10 protein-coding genes and 1 pseudogene are annotated in these 19,677 nt (G+C 66.7%); 8 read left to right on the top strand and 3 right to left on the bottom strand.

Annotation, left to right across the window (positions count from 1 at the left end; translation table 11 throughout):
- Window positions 1-12: 12 nt before the first annotated feature.
- The 4 genes from HV711_RS26785 (at window position 13) to fhuB (ending at window position 11,030) form a co-directional block, all read left to right on the top strand.
- Window positions 13-5,676, top strand: coding sequence for a non-ribosomal peptide synthetase (locus HV711_RS26785; protein WP_175145342.1), 5,664 nt, complete (start codon window positions 13-15; stop codon window positions 5,674-5,676).
- A 206-nt stretch (window positions 5,677-5,882) separates the two neighbouring features.
- On the top strand, window positions 5,883-8,078 hold the full coding sequence (locus tag HV711_RS26780; RefSeq protein ID WP_035486133.1) for a TonB-dependent siderophore receptor: 2,196 nt from the start codon (window positions 5,883-5,885) through the stop codon (window positions 8,076-8,078).
- Between the two features lie 46 nt (window positions 8,079-8,124).
- Window positions 8,125-9,045 (top strand): ABC transporter substrate-binding protein, encoded by a 921-nt coding sequence (locus HV711_RS26775; protein WP_035486136.1) that lies wholly within the window; start codon window positions 8,125-8,127, stop codon window positions 9,043-9,045.
- Window positions 9,042-11,030, top strand: a complete 1,989-nt coding sequence (gene fhuB, locus HV711_RS26770; protein ID WP_035486139.1) for a Fe(3+)-hydroxamate ABC transporter permease FhuB — start codon at window positions 9,042-9,044, stop codon at window positions 11,028-11,030. Before HV711_RS26775 ends, fhuB begins: the two co-directional genes overlap by 4 nt.
- A gap of 61 nt (window positions 11,031-11,091) precedes the next feature.
- On the opposite strand, the pseudogene HV711_RS26765 reads toward fhuB, so the two are convergent.
- Window positions 11,092-13,192 (bottom strand): annotated as a pseudogene (locus HV711_RS26765) (TonB-dependent siderophore receptor).
- A gap of 371 nt (window positions 13,193-13,563) precedes the next feature.
- Here HV711_RS26765 and HV711_RS26760 point away from each other — a divergent pair.
- Together HV711_RS26760 and HV711_RS26755 are read left to right on the top strand one after the other, a co-directional pair.
- On the top strand, window positions 13,564-14,835 hold the full coding sequence (locus HV711_RS26760; RefSeq protein ID WP_035486142.1) for an MFS transporter: 1,272 nt from the start codon (window positions 13,564-13,566) through the stop codon (window positions 14,833-14,835).
- 138 nt (window positions 14,836-14,973) lie between these two features.
- Window positions 14,974-15,630, top strand: coding sequence for a pyridoxamine 5'-phosphate oxidase family protein (locus HV711_RS26755; protein WP_035486145.1), 657 nt, complete (start codon window positions 14,974-14,976; stop codon window positions 15,628-15,630).
- A gap of 78 nt (window positions 15,631-15,708) precedes the next feature.
- Here HV711_RS26755 and HV711_RS26750 read toward each other — a convergent pair whose 3' ends face one another.
- Window positions 15,709-16,683: a chemotaxis protein CheV gene (locus HV711_RS26750; RefSeq protein ID WP_013587913.1), complete on the bottom strand. Its 975-nt coding sequence runs from the start codon at window positions 16,681-16,683 to the stop codon at window positions 15,709-15,711.
- 403 nt (window positions 16,684-17,086) lie between these two features.
- Here HV711_RS26750 and HV711_RS26745 point away from each other — a divergent pair, with 403 nt between their 5' ends.
- Entirely contained in the window at window positions 17,087-17,653 is a 567-nt protein-coding gene (locus HV711_RS26745; protein ID WP_035486149.1) for a DUF4142 domain-containing protein, read from the top strand.
- An 80-nt stretch (window positions 17,654-17,733) separates the two neighbouring features.
- Here the strand turns inward: HV711_RS26745 and HV711_RS26740 are convergent, their stop codons facing one another.
- Complete coding sequence (locus HV711_RS26740; RefSeq protein ID WP_035486151.1) at window positions 17,734-18,477, bottom strand: SDR family oxidoreductase; 744 nt, start codon at window positions 18,475-18,477, stop codon at window positions 17,734-17,736.
- A gap of 128 nt (window positions 18,478-18,605) precedes the next feature.
- On the opposite strand from HV711_RS26740, the gene HV711_RS26735 reads away from it, so the two are divergent.
- Entirely contained in the window at window positions 18,606-19,502 is an 897-nt protein-coding gene (locus HV711_RS26735) for a LysR family transcriptional regulator (protein WP_013587916.1), read from the top strand.
- Window positions 19,503-19,677: the final 175 nt, after the last annotated feature.

Genomic DNA, 19,677 nt, shown 5'->3' with positions numbered 1-19,677 from the left:
CATATTGAGACCATGCTGACTCCCATTCGCAAAGAACCGAACGAACCAGCGGATGCTTTCTCCGCTGCGCACACCGATCCGTCGAGCCAGGCGCTCACCATCTCGCGCAAATACGCGGCGCTGTCGCCGGAGCGTCGGCGCCGCTTTCGCGAGAAGGCCCGCGAGCAGGGCATCGATCCTGCGCGGCTGCCGATTGTTCCGCTGTCACACGGAGCGGATGCTGTCGATGAGGCGCCAGCGATTGCCGTTTCGGCTGCGGAATTGGCGACCTACCCGCTTGCGCCCGCGCAGGAGCGCCTCTGGTTCCTCTGGAAGCTCGATCCGCTCAACCCCGCCTATAACCTGTCGCGTGCGCTCCGGTTGACAGGGCGTCTCGACGTGCGCGCGTTGCGTCGGGCGTTCGATGCGCTCGTCGCGCGTCACGGCGCATTGCGCACGCGCTTCGTCGAGACGCGCGGCGTCGTGGCGCAGTGCATCGCCGACGAGACCCACTACCTTTGGCGCGAGCACGCGCTGCACGATCCTGCGCAACTGCGCGACCTGTTGCGGACGGTCGCGCGCGAGCCGTTCGATCTCGTTCAAGGTCCACTGCTGCGTGTCGATCTCGTTGCCATCGATGTGGACTGCTATGCATTGTCGGTCGGGGTTCATCACATCGTGTCTGACGGCTGGTCGCAAGCGCTGCTCGTTCGCGACCTGGCGGCGCTGTACCGCGCGGCATTGACGGGCGAAGACGCGGCGCTGGCTCGCGCGTTGCCGCCGCTCGATCTCCATTTCGGCGATGTCGCGGCGTGGCAGAACGAATGGCAGGAGGGCGCGCTCGCCGACGATCTCGCGTATTGGACGAAGCGCCTGAGTATCGGGCGTCCCACGCTCGAGCTGCCTCTCGACCGGCCACGCGCGGCAATGCGCGGCATTGAAGGTGGGCGTGTCAGACGCGACGTCGGCGCAGCGCTCGCAGACTGTTTGCGCGGCCTCGCGCGTACTCGGCGCACGACGCTTTTTACCGTGCTGCTCGCCGCTTATGCCGCGCTGTTGTATCGCTACGGCGGTCAGTCGGGCGTGCGGATCGGCGTGCCGTCGGCAGGGCGGCAACGCAGTGAAACAGCGGGGCTGATCGGCTTCTTTGTCAACACGCTCGTGATCGACGTGGACGTCGACGGCGGCATGCAGTGTGCGACGTTGTTGTCGCAATTGCACGCTCGCGTGCTTGAAGCGCATGCGCACCAGGCGGCGCCGTTCGGCCGCATTCTCGACGCGTTGCGGATCGAGCGCGATCTCGGACGCTCGCCGCTGTTTCAGGTCATGTTCAACCTGGAGCAGGCGACGAGCGAAGCATCCGTTGCGATGCCCGGACTCGTCGTCGAGCCGGAGGCGGGCGGCACCGATACGGCGCGTTTCGACCTGGTGCTGAACGTGGTCGACGATGGCCACAGTTTGCGCCTGATGTTCAACTATGCCGCTGACGTGTTTGACGCGAGCACCGTCGAGCGGATCGCATCGCAGTACGAAGCAGTGCTGACGCAGATGGCCGAGGGCGTGCAGCAGCGGGTCGGAGCGCTGAAGCTGCCCATGCAGCGTGAAGCGAAGCCGCTGCAGAAGTATCCATTCGAATCCCTCGGGATGGCACTGGCAGCGCAGGCGAGGCGCACGCCGCAGGCGCTGGCGCTGTGCTGTGAAGATGCGTCGCTCACCTATGCGCAGCTGGATGTGTGGTCATCGGCCCTCGCAGCACGGCTCATCGCGCGAGGCGTGGGCGCGGAGCGGCGCGTGGGACTGTGCGTCGCGCGCGGGCCGGCGCTGATTGCGGCGCTCGTCGGGATCATCCGCTCGGGTGGCGCGTTTGTGCCGCTCGATCCGGAGTATCCGGCTGCGCGGCTCGCGCAGATGATCGACGATGCGGGCATTGTGCAGGTGGTTGCGGACGCATCCAGTGCCGGACGCGTTGCTGGCGTGCTGGCGCAGTGTGAAGTGGTCGACGTCGGCTCGATGGCAGGGGTGGTAGCTTTGGGGTCACCGGCGGATGCAGCGCGCCACACCGACCTCACACTCCACCCCGAGCAGCTCGCCTACGTGCTCTACACCTCGGGCTCGACCGGCCGGCCCAAGGGCGTCGCGGTGAGCCACGGCGCACTGTGGACCCATCTGCAGGACTTCCTCGCGACTTACGGCATCAACGAAGCGGACACGGTGCTGCATTCGTCGACGATCAACTTCGATGTGGCGCTGCACGAAACGCTGCCCGCGCTGCTGCGCGGGGCGACGGTGGAAATGCGCGGGGTGCAGCCATGGGATCTGCAAACCTTGAGCGAGCGGCTGGTAACACGCCGCGTGACGTTCGCGCGCATTCCGACGGCGCTGTGGCAGCAGTGGCAGCGCCCTGCGCCGCCGCGCGAACAGCTCGCGCTGCGTCAGGTGACGGTGGGCGGCGAGGCACTGCCGGGCGATGCGCTCGCACGCTGGCGCGACGGGCCGCTCGCCGACATCCGGCTCGATAACCTGTACGGCCCGACCGAGACGACCGTGGCCGCGCTGTACCGCCGCACCGAGGCCGCGGACGTGAACCAGGTGACGGTGCCGATCGGCCGTCCGTATCCGGGGCGAACCGCGCGCGTGCTGGATACATTCGGCGATGAAGCGCCGGTGGGTGGCCTGGGCGAACTGTGCATCGGCGGGCCGACGGTGGCGCGCGGCTATCTGGGGCGCGCGGGGCTCACCGCTGAGCGCTTCGTGCCGGACCCGTATGGCGAGCCGGGCGCGCGCGTGTACCGCAGCGGCGACCTGTGCCGGATGCGCGCGGATGGCACCGTCGAATTTCTCGGAAGGCTGGACCAGCAGGTGAAGCTGCGCGGGCAGCGCATCGAGCTGGGCGAGATCGAGGCGGTGCTGCGCCAGTGCGAGGGCGTGCGCGAGGCCGCGGTGATGGTCGTGGGCGAAGGGCAGAAGCAGCGGCTCGCGGCGTATGTGGCGGTTGGTGGTGAAATAGCAGACGCCAGCGCAGCAGCTGCGCCCACGCCCGACGCCGCCCACCTGCAACGCGAACTCGAACAGAAGCTGCCGGGCTACATGGTGCCGTCGTCGGTGACGGTGCTCGCCAGGCTGCCGTGGATGCCCAACGGCAAGCTCGACCGCGCGGCGCTGCCGGCGCCGCAGGCCGAAGCACGCGAGCGCGTGGCGCCGTCCAACGAAGTCGAATCCGCGCTGCTGTCGATCTGGAGCGCCGTGCTCGGGCGTGACGATCTGGGGGTGACGGAGAACTTCTTCGAGGCGGGCGGCGATTCGATCCAGAGCCTGCAGATCATCGCGCGCGCACGCGAGGCGGGCTGGCGGCTCACGCCGCGGCAGATCTTCGAGCATCCGACGGTGGCCGCGCTCGCGCAGCGCGCGCAGCGGCTGGATGCACCTGGCGCTCACGCACCCGACGACGGCGCTGCACTCGGCTTGACGCCGATCCAGCGGCTGTTCTTCGAGCGCTATCCGCACGGGGAATCGCACTGGAACCAGGCGGTGCTGCTGAAGGTGAAGGGGCGGCTCGTGCCCGAGGCACTGGAGCGTGCGGTGGCGGCGCTGGAGGCGCGTCACGATGCGCTGCGTTTGCGGTTCGTGCAGGAGGCAGGGGCGTGGCAGCAGGTGGCTGACGCTGCGCACACCTCGCCGACGCCGCAGACCGCGGTCGTTCGCCATGAAACGCCCGGCTCGTTAGCGGACCTGAAGGCGGCCTGCGAGCGCATCCAGTCGAGCCTCGATATCGTGCAGGGACCGGTGTGGCGCGTCGGCCACTTCGAGACACCGGACGAGACGCGCGTGCTGATCGCGATTCACCACCTGTCGGTGGACGGCGTGTCGTGGCGCGTGCTGCTCGAGGAGCTGCAAAGCGCGTACGAGCAGGCCGAACGGGCTGAACCGATCCAGCTCCCCGCGCCGTCGATGCCATGGCGTGCGTGGGTGCGGGCGCTTCATGAGTATGCCGAATCATCAGAACGCGTGGCGGAGCTCGCATGGTGGCAAACCATACTCGACGCGCCCGCCTTGCAAGCCGGCCCGCTGTTCCAGGCGCTCGCCCCGAAACCGCAACCGCAAAAGACGCTGCTCAAAAAGCTCTCGCGACAACTGACCGTCTCGCTCGTGCGCGAAGCACCGCGCGCGTACCGCATGCGCGTCGACGAAGTGCTGCTTGCGGCGCTTGCGCGCGCCGTCGGCGATAGGGTGTCGCGTGACGAAGTGCTGATCGAGCTCGAAGGCCACGGTCGCGAGGATGTGATTGACGGCGTGGACCTGAGCCGCACCGTGGGCTGGTTCACGACCCAGTATCCGCTCGCGTTGCCGCGCGGCACGCACGCTGCGGACGCGTTGCTGCGCGTGCGCGAGCGTCTTGCGGCCGTGCCGCTGCGCGGACTCGGCTGGGGACTGCTCGCCTGTTGCGCGGATGCCGCAAGCCGGTCGGCGCTACGCGCGTTGCCGACGCCGGAGATCGCCTTCAACTATCTGGGCCGCTTCGATCAAACCTTCGACCCGACAAGCCGCTTTGGCTTCGCCACCGAAGCGTCGGGCGACGCCATCGCGCCTCGTGCAAAGCTGCCGGATCGCGCGCTCGACATCAACGTCTGGATTGCCGGCGATTCGCTTGCACTGAACTGGGGCTACGCACCGCAGTTCATATCCGATGCGCTTGCGGAACAACTGTTCGCGTCGTTCGAATCCGCGCTGGGCGACCTGGTGGCACATCTGCGCACCGCCATGCCGGAAGCCGAGGCGCCCGCGCCGCGGCGGCCCGTTCCCGAGCCGCTCGAAAGACTCGCACGGCACGATGCGGTCGCGGCGAGCTGGACCGCGCGCGCCGTCTATGAGGCAAGCCTGCCCGTGCCATCCGCCGACGCACTCGCGGCCTGGTTCGCGCGACGCCGGCCGCAAGCCGCGCCCGCCCGCGCTCTCGCCGCGCCGTCGGCGGCCGTCCCGCTGAATGCGCTCGGCGCGCCCACCACGCTGTTCTGCCTGCACCCGGGCTACGGCATGGTCGGCGAGTACCGCACGCTGGCTCAGGCGCTCAACGGTCGCGTGAGTCTCATCGCGATCCAGGCGCCCGCGTTGCGCGGCGAGCCGTGGCAAGGCAATACTTTCGAGGCGCTCGCCGCGCATTACGCCGACTGTATTGAAACGCTGCAGCCGCACGGCGACTACGCGCTGCTCGGCTGGTCCTTCGGCGGCCGGCTCGCCATCGCCATCGCGGACCATGCCGAGCGGCGCGGCGAGGGCGTGTCGTTCGTCGGCATTGTCGATACTGCGACGCACCGGGAGGAGGGCGCCGGGTCTGCCGACGCCAACCGCGTCGCCGCCGACGACACTGCGCCCGCGTCCGCGCTCGCGCTGCTTGAAGAAGCGCAGCCGTCTCTGCTCGGAGACGCCCTCGCAGCCGACGCCCTGCATGCGAGCTTGATGGCGCGGCATGCGTTGCCGCGGATCGGCTGCGACCTGCATGTGTGGCGCGCGCTGCGCGTCGGCGATTCGCGACGCAGGATGGCGTGGGCGGAACACACGCGTGGCCGGCTGCATCAGTTCGACGTCGACGCGAGCCATTCGAGCATCGTCCACCATCCGCTGCTGGCGATGCAGCTTGCGCAGTGCTTTGCGCAAGCGCTGCCACGAGGCCGCGAAGGTGAGCGGGTGAGCGCGCCTTGAGCCGCGGCCGCTCGCATTTCAGCGGGCGAGTTACCTAAGCCTTCGCGCCCGCCGCCCTATCTCGCCTTCCAACACGAACCTCTAACATTGAATGCGAACGAGTATTGTTTACATTACGATGCCAACTTGAGAAAATCACGGGGCGCCGGAAACGGCGTCCACACGCCGCGCATGACACGGGGATAGAAGAATGGGGATCAAGAAGAATGAAGCTTGAGAAGGCAGCGAAATGCAGTGCTTTGCGCGCGCGCGGTGTGCCGCGTCTGCGCCCAATCTACGTCGCTTCGATACTGGCTTTGGCCGGGGCCGGCGCGCACGCGCAGGAATCGCCGCCTGCGGCCTCCGGCGCCGGCACCGGCGCGGCGAAGGAATTGCCCGCTGTTCAGGTGCGTAGCTCTGCTGAAGATCCGCAAGGGCCGGGCGTCGGCTATGTCGCCAAACGCTCGATGACCGGCACCAAGACGGATGCCTCGTTGCTCACGAGTCCGCAGAGCGTGTCCGTCATCACGCGTCAGCAGATGGACGATCAGGGCGCGCAGACCGTCGACCAGGCGCTGCGCTACACGCCGGGCGTCTACTCGCAGGACGGCACCGACATCCGCTTCGATCAGCTGTACGGTCGCGGCTTCACGCTCGACTCGTATCTGGACGGCCTGCATCTATACCAGTCGCCGCGTTTCGCGACGCCGCGCATCGACCCTTACTTCATGGAGCGCATGGAAGTGCTGCATGGTCCCGCGTCCGTGCTGTACGGGCAGGGCAGTCCGGGCGGCCTCGTCAACTACGTGAGCAAGCTGCCGATGGAGCAGCCGTATCACGAAGTGATGATGCAGGTCGGCAACCACAATAACTATCAACTGGGCTTCGACCTGAGCGGTCCGGTCGACGCGAACGGCACCGTGCTGTACCGCGTCACAGGCGTGGCCCGCACGGCGGAGACACAGGTTAGCGAGATCAAGGACCAGCGGCTTGCCATCGCACCTTCGGTCACGATCCGTCCGGACCGCGACACCACGTTCACGCTGCAGGGCAGTTTCCAGCGCGACCCGAACGGCGGCCTGTTCAATCCCGTGCCGGCAGGCGCGACACTGTTTAGTAACCCGAACGGTCAGCTCGGGCCGGACAAATATTTCGGCGATCCGAACCGCGACGGCATGCATCGCACGCAATACTGGTTCGGCTATCAGTTCGACCACGCGATCAACGACAAGATCAGCGTGTCGCAGAACCTGCGCTATCTGCACATCGACCAGCATTACTACCAGACTTCGGTGACGAGCGCGCTCGGCGCCAATCAGCGCATTGTGTCGATGTGGGGCAACGTCGACAACGAGCACTACACGCAATTTCAGGTCGACACGCACGCGCAGGCGAAAGTCACGACGGGGCAGATCCAGCACACGTTGCTGTTCGGTCTCGACTATCAGCGCTCGATGCTCGGCGACACGGAAGGCAATTCCGTGCTCGGCACAGTCGATCTGTACAACCCGAACTTCGCGTCGCTGCCGACGCAGCAGGCCAACACGCGCCTCGATTATTCGTTGAGCACGGTCGGCGTGTATGCGCAGGACGAAGCGCGTTGGCGCAACTGGGTGCTGACGGTCGGCGTGCGCGAGGACTGGACGGGCGGCAATCAGCAAACCACCTTGCTCACGACGGGCGCCGGCACGACCTACCATTCGAACGATCATGCGTTCACTTGGCGTGCCGGACTTGCTTATGAGTTCGAGAACGGCATCGCGCCGTATCTCAGCTATTCGCGCTCGTTCCAGCCGGTGCTCGGCGCGACGTATTCCGGCGCACCGTTCTCGCCAACGAGAGGGCGCCAGGTCGAGGCGGGCGTGCGCTATCAGCCGAAGTGGTTCGACGGCTTCTTCTCGCTCGCCGCGTTCACGCTGACGCAGGACAACGTGTCGGTGACCGATCCGAACCATCCGACCAACGCGGTGCAAACCGGCCAGATCCGCTCGCGCGGTCTCGAATTCGAAGCGCACGCGAATCTCACCGCAGACGTGAAAGTGATTGCTTCGTACACCTACCTGAATCAGGAGGTAACGAACAGCACGATGATCAATCTGGGCAAGCGGCCGACCATCACGCCGCGCAATACGGCTTCGCTGTGGGCCGATTACACGTTCCACCGCGGACCGCTGCGCAACTTCGGCGTCGGTTCCGGCGTGCGTTACATCAGCAGTTCAGCGGGCGATGCAGCCAACACGTTCACGGTGCCCGGACGCGTGCTGGTCGATGTGGGCGCGCATTACGACATCCAGAACTGGCGCCTGTCGCTCAATCTGAACAACGTGTTCGACCGCGAGTACATCTCCTACTGCACGACAGCGGCGGTGTGCTACTGGGGCGCGACGCGCACCGTGCTCGGGACGGCGCGTTACCAATGGTGATGGCCATGCGCAAGCGGCGGACGCTTTGCACGCGGCTCGCGTCCTCATGACGGCACGTGTCGCGGTTCGCCACAAGCGACGCCTCGCGCTTGCCGGTTTGAGCGCGGTAGCGCTCACGCCATTCGCACGCGCCGCGGTCGGCGCGGCTGACGGCGCAGCGAAGGAGCCGCCCACGCGCGTCGTCGTGCTCGACTGGCCGTTGACGGAAGTCGCGCTGTCGCTCGGCATGGTGCCCGTCGGCGTTTCGCGTCCCTCGTGGTATGCGAAGCTCGACGGCGTGCCGGCCTTGCCGCCGCAGGTTGTCGATACAGGCTTGCTGTATCAGCCGAATTTCGAGGTACTTGCGGCGCTGCAGCCCGAGCTCATCGTCATCACGCCATGGCACGCGCCGCTGCGCGCGTTGCTCGAGCGGATTGCGCCCACGCTGACGGTCCAGCTGTTCGGTCCCGGCATCGACGTGTATCCGGCAGTTCGGGACGCCACGCGCACGCTCGCCGCTGCGCTCGGCCGCGACGCCGCAGCCGATGCGCTGATCGCGCAAGCCGCGGCGAATCTGGCCGCGGCGTCCGGGCGTCTTGCGGATTTTCGTGCGACGAGGCGCCCCGTCTATTTACTGCGTCCGATCGACGACCGGCATATCGCCGTGTTCGGCAACAACAGCCTTTTTGGCGGCGTGCTCGGCGCGCTCGGAATCCGCAACGCGTGGCAGGGCATGGCCGACCCACAAGGCATGACCGAAGCAGACCTCGGCGCGCTCGCGCAACAGGCGGATGCGCAAGTCGTCACCATCGGCGTGCCGCCCGGTGTCGCCGCGCAACTCGCGCGAAGCCCGCTGTGGAACGCGTTGCCGTTCGTGAGGCAAAACCGCGTGCGAAACATCGGCCCGCTGCCGGCGCTCGGCGGGGTGGTTGCGTCGATGCGTTTCGCCGACAGCCTCGCCACAGCGCTTAAAGGAGTCACGCAATGAACCGCTCGACGATGACTGTGGCCGCCGCGCCGCGCGCCTGGCGGCTGCCCGCGCTGCTGCTGGCGCTGGCGGTGTGGCTCGTTTATCACACACTGTCGGCGCGGCTGCCCGTCGCACAATGGCGAGGCGCGCTGCTGTCCGGCACGGACGCCTCGCTGCCGCAACTCGTCGTGCGTTACGGCTGGCTGCCGCGCTTGGCCATCGCGCTGATCGCCGGCGCGGCGCTGTCGCTGGCGGGCGTGGTGTTCCAGCAGGTGCTGCGCAATCCGCTGGCCGAGCCGCTGACGCTCGGCGTGTCGGCGGGCGCCTATCTGGCGTTGACGATCGCCGCGGTGACCGCGCCCGCGCTCGCCGCGGACATGCGCTTCACCGTCGCGCTGGCGGGTGCCGCGCTCGCGATGCTCGCCACCATGACGATGGCGTGGCGCAAGGGCTTCGCCGCGGTCTCTATCGTGCTGGCGGGGATGATCGTCAATCTGTACTGCGGGGCATTATCCGTTATCCTAACTATCGTGTTCGAGCGTTCGCTCACGGCGGTGTTCATCTGGGGCGGCGGCTCCCTCGTGCAGAACGGTTGGGCAAACGTCGTCTGGCTGCTGCCGCGCGTGCTGGTCTGCGGGATTGCCGCGGCGCTGCTGGTGCGCCCGCTCACGCTGTTTTCACTCGACGACGGCAGCGCGAGCCAGCTCGGCATGTCGCTCGAATGGACCCGGCCCCTCGCGCTCGGCGTCGCCGTGACGTTGAGCGCGTTCGTGGCGAGTGCCGTCGGCGTGATCGGCTTCATTGGTTTGGGCGGCCCCGTGCTCGCGCGTCTGATGGGCGCCCGCCGCGTGCGCGACCAGTTGCTGTGGGCGCCGCTCGTGGGCGCGCTGCTGCTCGCCATCGCGGATCAGGCGGTGCAGAGCTTGCCCAGCGTGCTCGGCGAATTGCTGCCGACGGGCGCCGCGGTCGCGCTCTGCGGCGGCCCGCTGCTGCTGTGGATGCTGCGCCGCGTGCATATCGAGGCGCCGCGTCCCGCGTCCGCTGACAGTGCGCCGCCCCGTCGCGCATTGACCGTGCCCGCACTGCTGCTGGGCGGCCTGCTCGTCGCTGCGGTCGTCGTGTCGCTGTGTTTTTCGATGACGCTGCACGGCTGGCAATGGAGCGGCGCGCAGCAGTGGAGCGGCGTCTGGTTCTGGCGCGTGCCGCGGCTCGTCGCCTCGCTCGGTGCCGGTGTCATGGTAGCGCTGGCCGGCACAATTCTGCAGCGGGTCACCGGCAATCCGATGGCGAGTCCCGATCTGCTCGGCGTGAGCGGCGGCGCGATGCTCGGCATGCTGGCCGCGGCGGTGGTGGCGGCTGCGCCGTCCACGCCGGTGTTGCTCGCGGGATCGTCGGCGGGCGCGCTGATCTGTCTCGTGATGATCGTCGCGCTGGGGCGCCGCAGCGGTTTCGCGCCGGAGCACGTGCTGCTCGCGGGCATCGCCATCAGTGCATTCTCGCAGGCGGTCGTCATGCTCGCGACGGCGAGCGGCGGCGCGTATGCGAACCTGTTGCGTCCGCTGCAGTACGGCTCGACCTACCTGATCGTGCCCGCGACGGCAATCGCGGTCGGCGCGTGCACGGTCGTCGCGGTGTGCGTCGCGTATCTGGCCGCGCGCTGGCTGGAGATCCTGCCGCTCGGCGCCAACGTGGCCAATGCGCTCGGCGTCGGCGCACAGCGCGCGCGCCTGATGCTGCTCGTGCTTGCCGCGATACTGACGGCGGGCGCGACGGTGGTGATTGGACCCATGTCGTTTGTCGGCCTGATGGCGCCGCATCTCGCGCGGCTGCTGGGGTTTGCGCGCGCGCGTTCGCAGATGCTCGTGGCGGCGCTGATCGGCGGCTTGCTGATGGTGCTGTCCGACTGGCTCGGGCGGAACCTGATTTTTCCGCAGCAGATGCCGGCGGGCGTGATTGCGACGCTGCTGGGCGGGCCGTATTTGATGTGGTTGTTGCGGCGGTGATGAGACTCTGCGGTAAGCCTGCGGCGCAGCAGCGGCCCTCGCTCTCACGCAACACTCAAAGTCAAAACGAAAAACTCGTATTCAACATCACGAGCCGCGATTCCCCAACCGCGATAATCAGATTGCTGTTGCTCGACGGATAGTACGTCTTGTCGAACACGTTTTTCACGTTCAGTTGCACATGCGTCGGGATCTTGCCGATCTTCGTGTCGTAAGCGGCAAACAGGTCGGCAACGACATAGCCCGGCAGCGTGAAGCTGTTCGCCGTGTCGCCGGGCCGCTGGCTCACGAGCCGTGCTCCGCCGCCGAAGCGCCATTGCCCCGGCAGATACGGCAGCATCGTGTCGTAGACAGCGAAGAGGCTGCCCGTATGGCGCGCCGCATTCATGAGACGCGTACCGTTGTCGCGGTCCGTCGCGTTGGTGTACGCGTAGCTGCCGATCACGCTCACGTGCTGCGTGAGCCGTCCGGCGACATCGAGCTCGATACCGCGCGACCTCGCGCTGCCGACCGTCTCGGTCGTATCGCCGACAGTGACCGCGACGTTCTGCTTGTCGATCTGATAAACGGCGAGCGTGCCGGTGATGCCGTGCGCGTCGAACTTGAGGCCCGTTTCATAGACGCGTCCCCGTTCCGGCGCGAGCGGCTCGCTGACCTGGGTGGCGACGTTCGGCACGAACGACTTGCTGAAGTTCGCGTAGGCGGAAAGCGCGGGCGTCATCCGGTAGACGAGGCCGAATTGCGGCAGCCACACCTGTCCATGCGAGTGATCGGCGACGACGAACGGGCGGCCCATGCCCGACAGCTGCTGCCAGTTCTCCCAGCGCACGCCGCCGACGGCGAACAGTCCGTCGGTCAGATGAACCGTGTCCTGCGTCACCACCGAATACGTGTGAACCTTCGAGAGACTGTCGCTTTGCGTCGCGCTCGGCGTGCCGCCCGGCGCGAGCCTGCCGTACACGGGGTCGAACAGATCGAAGCCGGACACCGCCTTGCCGCGAATCGTGTCGCCGCGAAAGCTGCGCTGGCGTTCGTACTCGCCGCCCACGTACAGCTCATGACGCATGCCCGCGAGGTTCAGATTGCCGCTCGCGCCGACCGTCGCAATCTCGTCCGAATCGTTGCGCTGCAGGTTGGCATCCGAGGTGCGGCTCATGATGCCGGTCGTGCTGTTGAACGCCGTCGCGCGCGTGATGTACTGGTTGTAGCGGTCGCGGCTCCATCCGTAAGTTGCGCGCACGCGCCATTCGTCGGAAAAGCGATGTTCGACTTTCGCGCGCAGCGTTTCCTGTTCGCCGGAACTCTGTGCCCAGGGTTCCTCGTAACGCGTATAGCGCAGGGCATCGTCGGGATGACCGTTCACGAGCACCGTGCCGCGGTCGAACGGCGTCGTGTAATCGGCGTACTGGTAGCTCACGTCGATCGACGTATTCGCGTCGTGCCACGACAGCGACGGGGCGATCAGCGCGTCGCGCTGACGTCCGAAGCTGCGCCAGTAGCGCGCGGTGGTTGTATTCGCCGGTGAGGCGGAACGCCAGCGTGCCGCCCGGGACCTCGCCCACCGCGCCGACCGGCCCCGTCAGGTCGAAGCTCGTGCCGCTGCCTCGATGGCTCGTGTAGTTCGCCGAGACCAAGCCGTGGAAGGTGTCTTCCGGCTTGCGCGTGATCAGATTGATGACGCCGCCGGGCTCCTGAATGCCGTAGAGGAGCGACGCCGGGCCCTTGAGGACTTCGACGCGGTCGATCGTCGCGAGGTAGTGGTGAAGCGTCGTCGAGCGCATACCGTCGACGAGAATCGAGCCGTCGTCGTTCGAGCCGAAACCGCGCTTGATGAACGCATCGCGCGTCCCGCCGAGCGTGTTCGTCTGCGTGATGCCGCTCACGTTGCCGAGCACGTCGTCGAGCGTGCGCGCCTGCTGGTCCTGCATCACGCTCGAGCTGACCACCGCGACGGACTGCGGAATGTCGCTGATTTTCGTTGCGACGCCGCTCGACGTTTCGCTCGTGCGCGGGCGGTAGCCGGCCGTCGGATCGGCGAGCGGCGCGGCGTGCACGGCGACGGCCGGCAGTTCTGTCGTGGCTGCGGCGGTGGTGGCGGGCTGGACGCTCGTCGCGCCGTCGGAGGAGGCGGCGAGTGCGGCGGGCGCGGTCGCCATATACATCAACATAGAAAGAGGAAAGCGGATGCCGGAACGGCGAGCGCGGCCCGGCGGCGCGGAAGTTTTGACGAAGCGCATGAATGGTTCGGACGACGCGGCACCCGCAGCCGACTAGCGGGGAAGGTCCACGACGTGAGTTCTTATTAAGGATGCGAGAGCATAATGTAAATGAGAATGATTATCAAATGAAAGAACGATGAACGGAGTTGACCCTGTGCGCCGTGGCGGCTGGCGTCCGCGGTGTCTGCCATTGCCTGCCCGTAATCAACGGTGACGGGCGCGCGCTCAGCCGGCGGCCACCGCGCGAGCAGGCGAGGCACGGTTGCTCTAAACTAGCTGCCGCCCACGCCAGCCCCATCTACGTCACGACCTCGATGCCCGCTCATTCCGACGATCCCGCCGACGCGCCCGATTCCTCTACGCGCAGCCTGCCGAAGCAACCGGCGTTTCAGCGCTTCTGGTGCACGCGCATTCTCTCGTCGCTGTCGTTCCAGATGCTCGCGGTCGCGATGGGCTGGCACATCTACGCGCTCACGCACAGCGCGTTCGCGCTCGGCCTCGTGGGACTCGCGCAATTCCTGCCGATGTTTTTGCTGACGCTCGTCGTCGGTCACTTTGCGGACCGTTATGACCGCCGGCGCATCGCGGCTGTTTGTCAAAGCCTCGAAAGCGTCGCCGCCTTGCTGTTCGCCTGCGGCACGTTCGGCGGATGGATCAGCGCGCCGGTCATCTATGTGCTGGCGGCATGCGTCGGTGCGGCGCGTGCGTTCGAGTCGCCGGCGGTCGCGTCGCTCCTGCCTGGCGTCGTGCCGCGCGGGCAATTACCCAAAGCGACGGCGTGGGCAACGTCGGCGAACCAGACGGCACAGATCGCCGGTCCGGCGCTCGGCGGCCTGCTTTACGGCATCGGGCCGGGCGCCGCTTATCTTGCTTGCACGTTGTCGTTCGCCGCCGCGGCCACGGCCGTGCGGGGCATTCCGCTGCGCGCGAAGCCGGCGAGTCGCGCCCCCGTGACGCTGGAATCGGTGTTCTCCGGCATCGCCTTCATTCGCAAGGAGCCGGTGATACTGGGAGCCTTGTCGCTCGATCTGTTTGCCGTGCTGTTCGGCGGCGCCACCGCGCTCCTGCCCGTGTTCGCGCGTGACATCCTGCATACGGGGCCGCTCGGGCTCGGCCTGTTGCGCTCGGGCGCCGCGATCGGCGCGCTCGCCGGCACCGTCTGGCTCGCGCATTTCCCGCTGCGCAACCGGCCGGGCGCGGCGATGTTCGGCGGCGTGATCGCGTTCGGCGTGGCGACGCTCGTGTTCGGCATGTCGCATCAGTTCATCGTTTCGCTGCTTGCGTTGATGGCGCTGGGCGCGTCGGACACCATCAGCGTGGTCGTGCGTCTGTCGCTGGTGCAACTGCGCACGCCCGACGACATGCTCGGGCGCGTGAGCGCCGTCAATTCGCTTTTCATTGGGACATCGAATCAATTGGGCGAATTCGAATCCGGTGTCACGGCGGGCTGGTGGGACGCGCGCACGGCCGTGCTGGTGGGCGGCATCGCGACAATCACGGTCGCCTTGCTGTGGATGAAGCTATTCCCGGAACTGAGGAACACGCGTTCGCTGGAGCGCGAAGAGGAACTCGCGGCGAGCGCCTGAGAAGCGCGAGGCTTGGTGGAGCCCGCTTCTCTCATGCGACGAGAACCTGCTTCTCGCAAAAGCAGGCTTCTGCGCGGGAGCGCGGGCGCGTAACGTTGAGCGCGTTACCTGCGGGACAGCCCGCCAAGGAGCCGTTTCATGACAAGCCTCGCATCACAGCCGCCCGCTTACCCTAGCGATATTGCCTTTACGCCGACGGTCAAGGCATGGCAAAGCCGCCATGGCTCGCGCGACGCCTACGCGCGCATGGAGGAAGAGCACGGCTGGCAGACGCGGCTTACGCCCGACGTCGCGCGTTTCATCGAGCAGCAGACCAGCGTGTTTCTCGCCACGGTCAGCTCGGAAGGGCAGCCGTATATCCAGCATCGCGGCGGGCCGGCCGGTTTTCTGCGCGTGCTCGACGATCACACCATCGCCTTTGCCGATTTCGCCGGCAACCGGCAGTACGTGACCGCCGGCAATCTGGCCGACAACCCGAAGGCGCATCTGTTTCTGGTCGACTACGCGCATCGGCGGCGCATCAAGATATGGGGCGAGGCGCGTGTGATCGACGACGATCCCGCGCTGCTCGCGAAGCTGATGCCCGAAGGTTACAAGGCGCGCGGCGAACGCGTGATCGTGATGACCGTGCGCGCGTGGGACGTCAATTGCCCGAAGCATATTCCGCAACGTTTCGACGCGGCCGATGTCGCCGCCGCGTTGAAGCAGCGCGATGAGCGTATCGAGGAACTGGAGGCTCAGCTGGCCGAGCTCAAACGCAAGCTCGGCGATGCGGGCGCAATTGATCGGCGCTGAACGGTTACGTAGAACGTTACGCTCGCCGCGCCACAATAAAACCGCGCCGGCGCGCCGAGCAATGGTCTAGCGAGCGCGTCAGGCCGCGGCTTCGCTGGCCGACATCAGCGCCGTGCGGATGGCGTGCGCCAGTTCGCCGGCCTGGAACTTCGCGACGTAGCCGTTGGCGCCGGCATTCTTCACATGCGCTTCGTTGGCCGCGCCCGTCAGCGACGAATGGATGATCACCGGAATGTCCCGGGTCCGTTCGTCGGCCTTGATCTGACGGGTCAACATGAAGCCGTCCATCTCGGGCATTTCGAGGTCGGTCAGCACGAGCGCGATGCTGTCCTTCACGCGTGCGCCGTTGGACTGCGCTTCGTCGGCGACCTGCTGCAAGGTCTGCCACGCCTCTTCGCCGGTCTTGGTCATGACGAACTCCGCGCCGATCGCGGTCAACGCCTGCTCGATCAGCTTGCGGGCGAAGCCCGAGTCGTCGGCGGCGAGAATCTTCGCGCCCGGGCGGATGCCGAGCGCATCGCCGACCGACGTCGGGTCCACGCTCGGATGCTGCGACGGGAACACGTCGCGTAACACCTGCTCGACGTCGATCACCTGCGCGAGCCGCGAGTCGCCGGTATTGCCGTCGATCCGCGCAATGCTCGTGACGAGATTGCCGCCTGCCGCGCCTTCCGCCGAGAGCACCTGGTTCCACTCCAGCCGCACGATGTCGTCGACTTCTTCGACAGCGAACGCCTGCGTGGAGCGCGCGAATTCCGTCACGAGCAGAATATTCAGCCCGCGCGTGGGCTCGCAGCCCATCAGCCGCGGCAGGTCGATCACGGGAATGATCTGCCCGCGAATGTCGACCGCGCCCATCACGAAAGGCGACGAGCCGGCGATCGGCGTGACGGGCGGCATGGTGGAGATTTCTCGCACCTTGAACACGTTGATGCCGTAAAGCTCGTGCGCGTCGCTGCCGGGCACCGAGCCCAGCCGGTACAGCAGCAGCTCGAATTTGTTGGAACTGGTCAGGTTGGTGCGTTCGTCGTGCGAGCGGTTATCTGCTGCCATCGAATCTCTCCGGAATTGCGGTGCGGGGGCGCGCGCGCGTTCGTCGATGCCCGGCGCGCTTCTTACTTTCTGTTATCGGCGCCGCTGCCGAAAAATTCAGCGGCGCGCCGGTTTTCTGCTGGCAATCCCTGGGTGTGGGTTCAATCGCAGGTCAAATCCCCGATTCATTCGCATGCAGAACGCGGCGTCATTCGTGTGAAGGTTACCTAACGTTACACAAGCGACAGCGTCGTATCACATGGTGCGAAGGCCCGCTTCTAGAATTTTCCAGACGAAAAAACGCGCGCCACGCGCCGTCCATCAGGCGCGCAGCGGTATATCAATTGTGTGTAAGTCGCCTGCAAGGCGGCCGCGCCTCGCGTCCTTCACCGTCGCCGTTTCGCTTCCATTCCAAGGAGAAACTATGATCCGCTTGCCTCTCGCCACCTTTTCGAGTGCCTGCACGGCCGGCCTGCTGCTCGCCGCTTCGGCCACGACGGCCACCGCTCAGACGGCGACCCCTGCCGCGCCGGAAGCGGGCCGTTTGCATGCCGCCGACCAGACGTTCATCGCCGAGGGCACCCAGGCCGTGGCCACGCAGCGCGACGCGGCCCGCATCGCGACCTCGCGTTCGACCGACCGCGACGTGAAGGCCTTCGCCGAACGCGTGTCCGCGGATAACGCGAGGATTTCGGACTCGTTGCGCGCGGCGAGCCCGCGCGGTGTCGACGTGCCGAAGAACGACCCCGACAGCGCCGTGCTCGCGAGCATCAACAACCTGCGCGGTGCCGAGTTCGACAAGACCTATATCGAACAGGTCGCGCTCGCGGGCGAGCAGAAGGCGCTGTCGGCGTTCCAGGCGGAAATCGCTTCGGGCCGCGATCCGCAACTGAAGGATGCGGCGAGAAAGGCGCTGCCGACCATTCAGGAGCATTACGCGATGGCGCAGGAACTGGCTAAACGCAAGCATCTGCCGGCTGCCGCGCAGTAAAGTCGCGCACCCGCGGTTCGACGCGTTGGTTCTGTGCCGTGCCCCGGTGGCCGAACCAACGCCCGGCCGCTTGGGGTCGCTCAAGCCAGCCCGCCGTTTGCGCGCAACACCTGGCCGTTCACCCAGCCGGCCTCAGAACTGACGACAAACGCCACCACCGAAGCAATGTCCTCCGGTTGTCCGAGACGCTCGAGCGGCGGCATCTTCGCGAAGTGCTGGATCTGCGCCTCCGTCTTGCCGTCGAAGAAGAGCGACGTCGCGACCGGTCCCGGCGCCACCGCATTCACCGTGATGTTGCGCCCGCGCAGCTCTTTCGCGAACACATGCGTGAATGCCTCCACCGATGCCTTCGTCGCGTTGTAGATCGCATAGCCGGGCAGGTTCAGCGCGAGCGTGGTGCTCGAAAAGTTGACGATGCGGCCGCCGTCGTTCATGCGGGCCGCCGCTTCGCGCAGCGTGTTGAAGGTGCCGCGCACGTTGATGTCGAACGCGCGGTCGTAGAGTTCGTCGCTCGTGTCGGCGAGCGGCGTCGGCTTGATCACGCCGGCATTGTTGACGAGCACGTCAACCTTTCCCAGTTGCTGCTCGGCTGTCTCGAACAGGCGGCGCACGTCGGCGGCTTTGGAGACGTCGGCCTTCACGGCGATCGCCCGGCCGCCGGCGGTGTTCAGCTCCGCGGCGAGCGCATCGGCTTCGCTAGCGCTCGCCGCATAGTTGACGACAACGGCAAAACCGTCGTTCGAGAGACGCCGTGCAATGGCCGCGCCGATGCCGCGCGAGGCGCCGGTGACGATAGCAATCTGAGCGTTTCGAGTCGTGTTCATGGTGTGTTCCCTTGATGTGTTGAGTCGGTGAGGGAATGATGGAGTCTTTCGCTTCTGAGATAATCGGGTGGGGGCGACGATCATCGTTCCAATCACTTTAACAATCATCCGCCAAGGGCTGACCGCACATGGATCGTTTTGAGGAAATGCGTGTCTTCGTCCGGGTCGCCGAGCGGCAGAGCTTCACGCGCGCGTCCGACGATCTGCAGATACCGCGCGCCACCGTCACGAATCTCGTGAAGCGCATGGAGGAGCGGCTCGGCGCGCGCCTCCTGGAGCGCACCACGCGCACGGTGCGCCTCACGCCGGACGGACAGGCGTACTACGGCCGCTGCGTGCGGCTGATCGCCGATCTGGAGGAGGCCGAAGGTTCGTTCTCGAACCTTGCGCCGAAGGGGCTGTTACGGGTCAACCTGCAAGGCACGCTCGCGCGGCACTTCATCGTGCCGGCCTTGCCGGCGTTTCTGGCGCGCTATCCCGGCATCGAGCTGACCATCGGCGAGGACGACCGGCTCGTCGACCTCGTGCGCGAAGGCGTCGACTGCGTGCTGCGCGCGGGCAACCTGCAAGATTCGTCGATGGTGGGGAGGCGCGTCGCGCAACTGCCGCAGGTCACGGTGGCGAGCCCCGCGTATCTGGAACAGTACGGCGAGCCGGCCGATCCGCATGCGCTTGCGCGGCACCGCGCCGTCAACTACGTGTCGAGCGCGACGGGCAAGCCGGTGCCGCTCGAATTCAGCATGGAAGGACGCAACACGCCGATGCTGCTGCCGGGCGTGGTTTCGGTCACCGGCGTCGAGCTTTACACCGGCTCGGCGGTGGCCGGCCTCGGAATCGTTCAGGTGCCGCGCTACCGGGTGCGCGACGAGCTGGCGAGCGGGCGGCTCAAGATCATTCTGGCGGACTTCCCGCCGCCGCCGCTCCCGGTGTCGGTGCTGTATCCGCAGAACCGGCAACTGTCGTCGCGCGTGCGTGTGTTTGCGCAGTGGCTGCGCGATATCTTCGAAACCGCGCACACGGCGTGAGCGCGGCGGTGCACAGCGCAACTGCGGATTTTCGCAGGTGCGACGCGTGCAAAACTGTATAGATATATGGGCTATCCATTTAGCTCCACTTGCGCCATGATCGGGTAGTGAGCGAACTCAAGCATACCCCGACTGCCGGTGAAGATTTCCCTCGAACATGGAGCCAGTTTCTGGA

It is taken from the genome of Paraburkholderia phenoliruptrix, assembly GCF_902859825.1.
GTDB lineage: Bacteria > Pseudomonadota > Gammaproteobacteria > Burkholderiales > Burkholderiaceae > Paraburkholderia > Paraburkholderia phenoliruptrix.
This window is presented reverse-complemented; position numbering and strand designations above follow the sequence as displayed.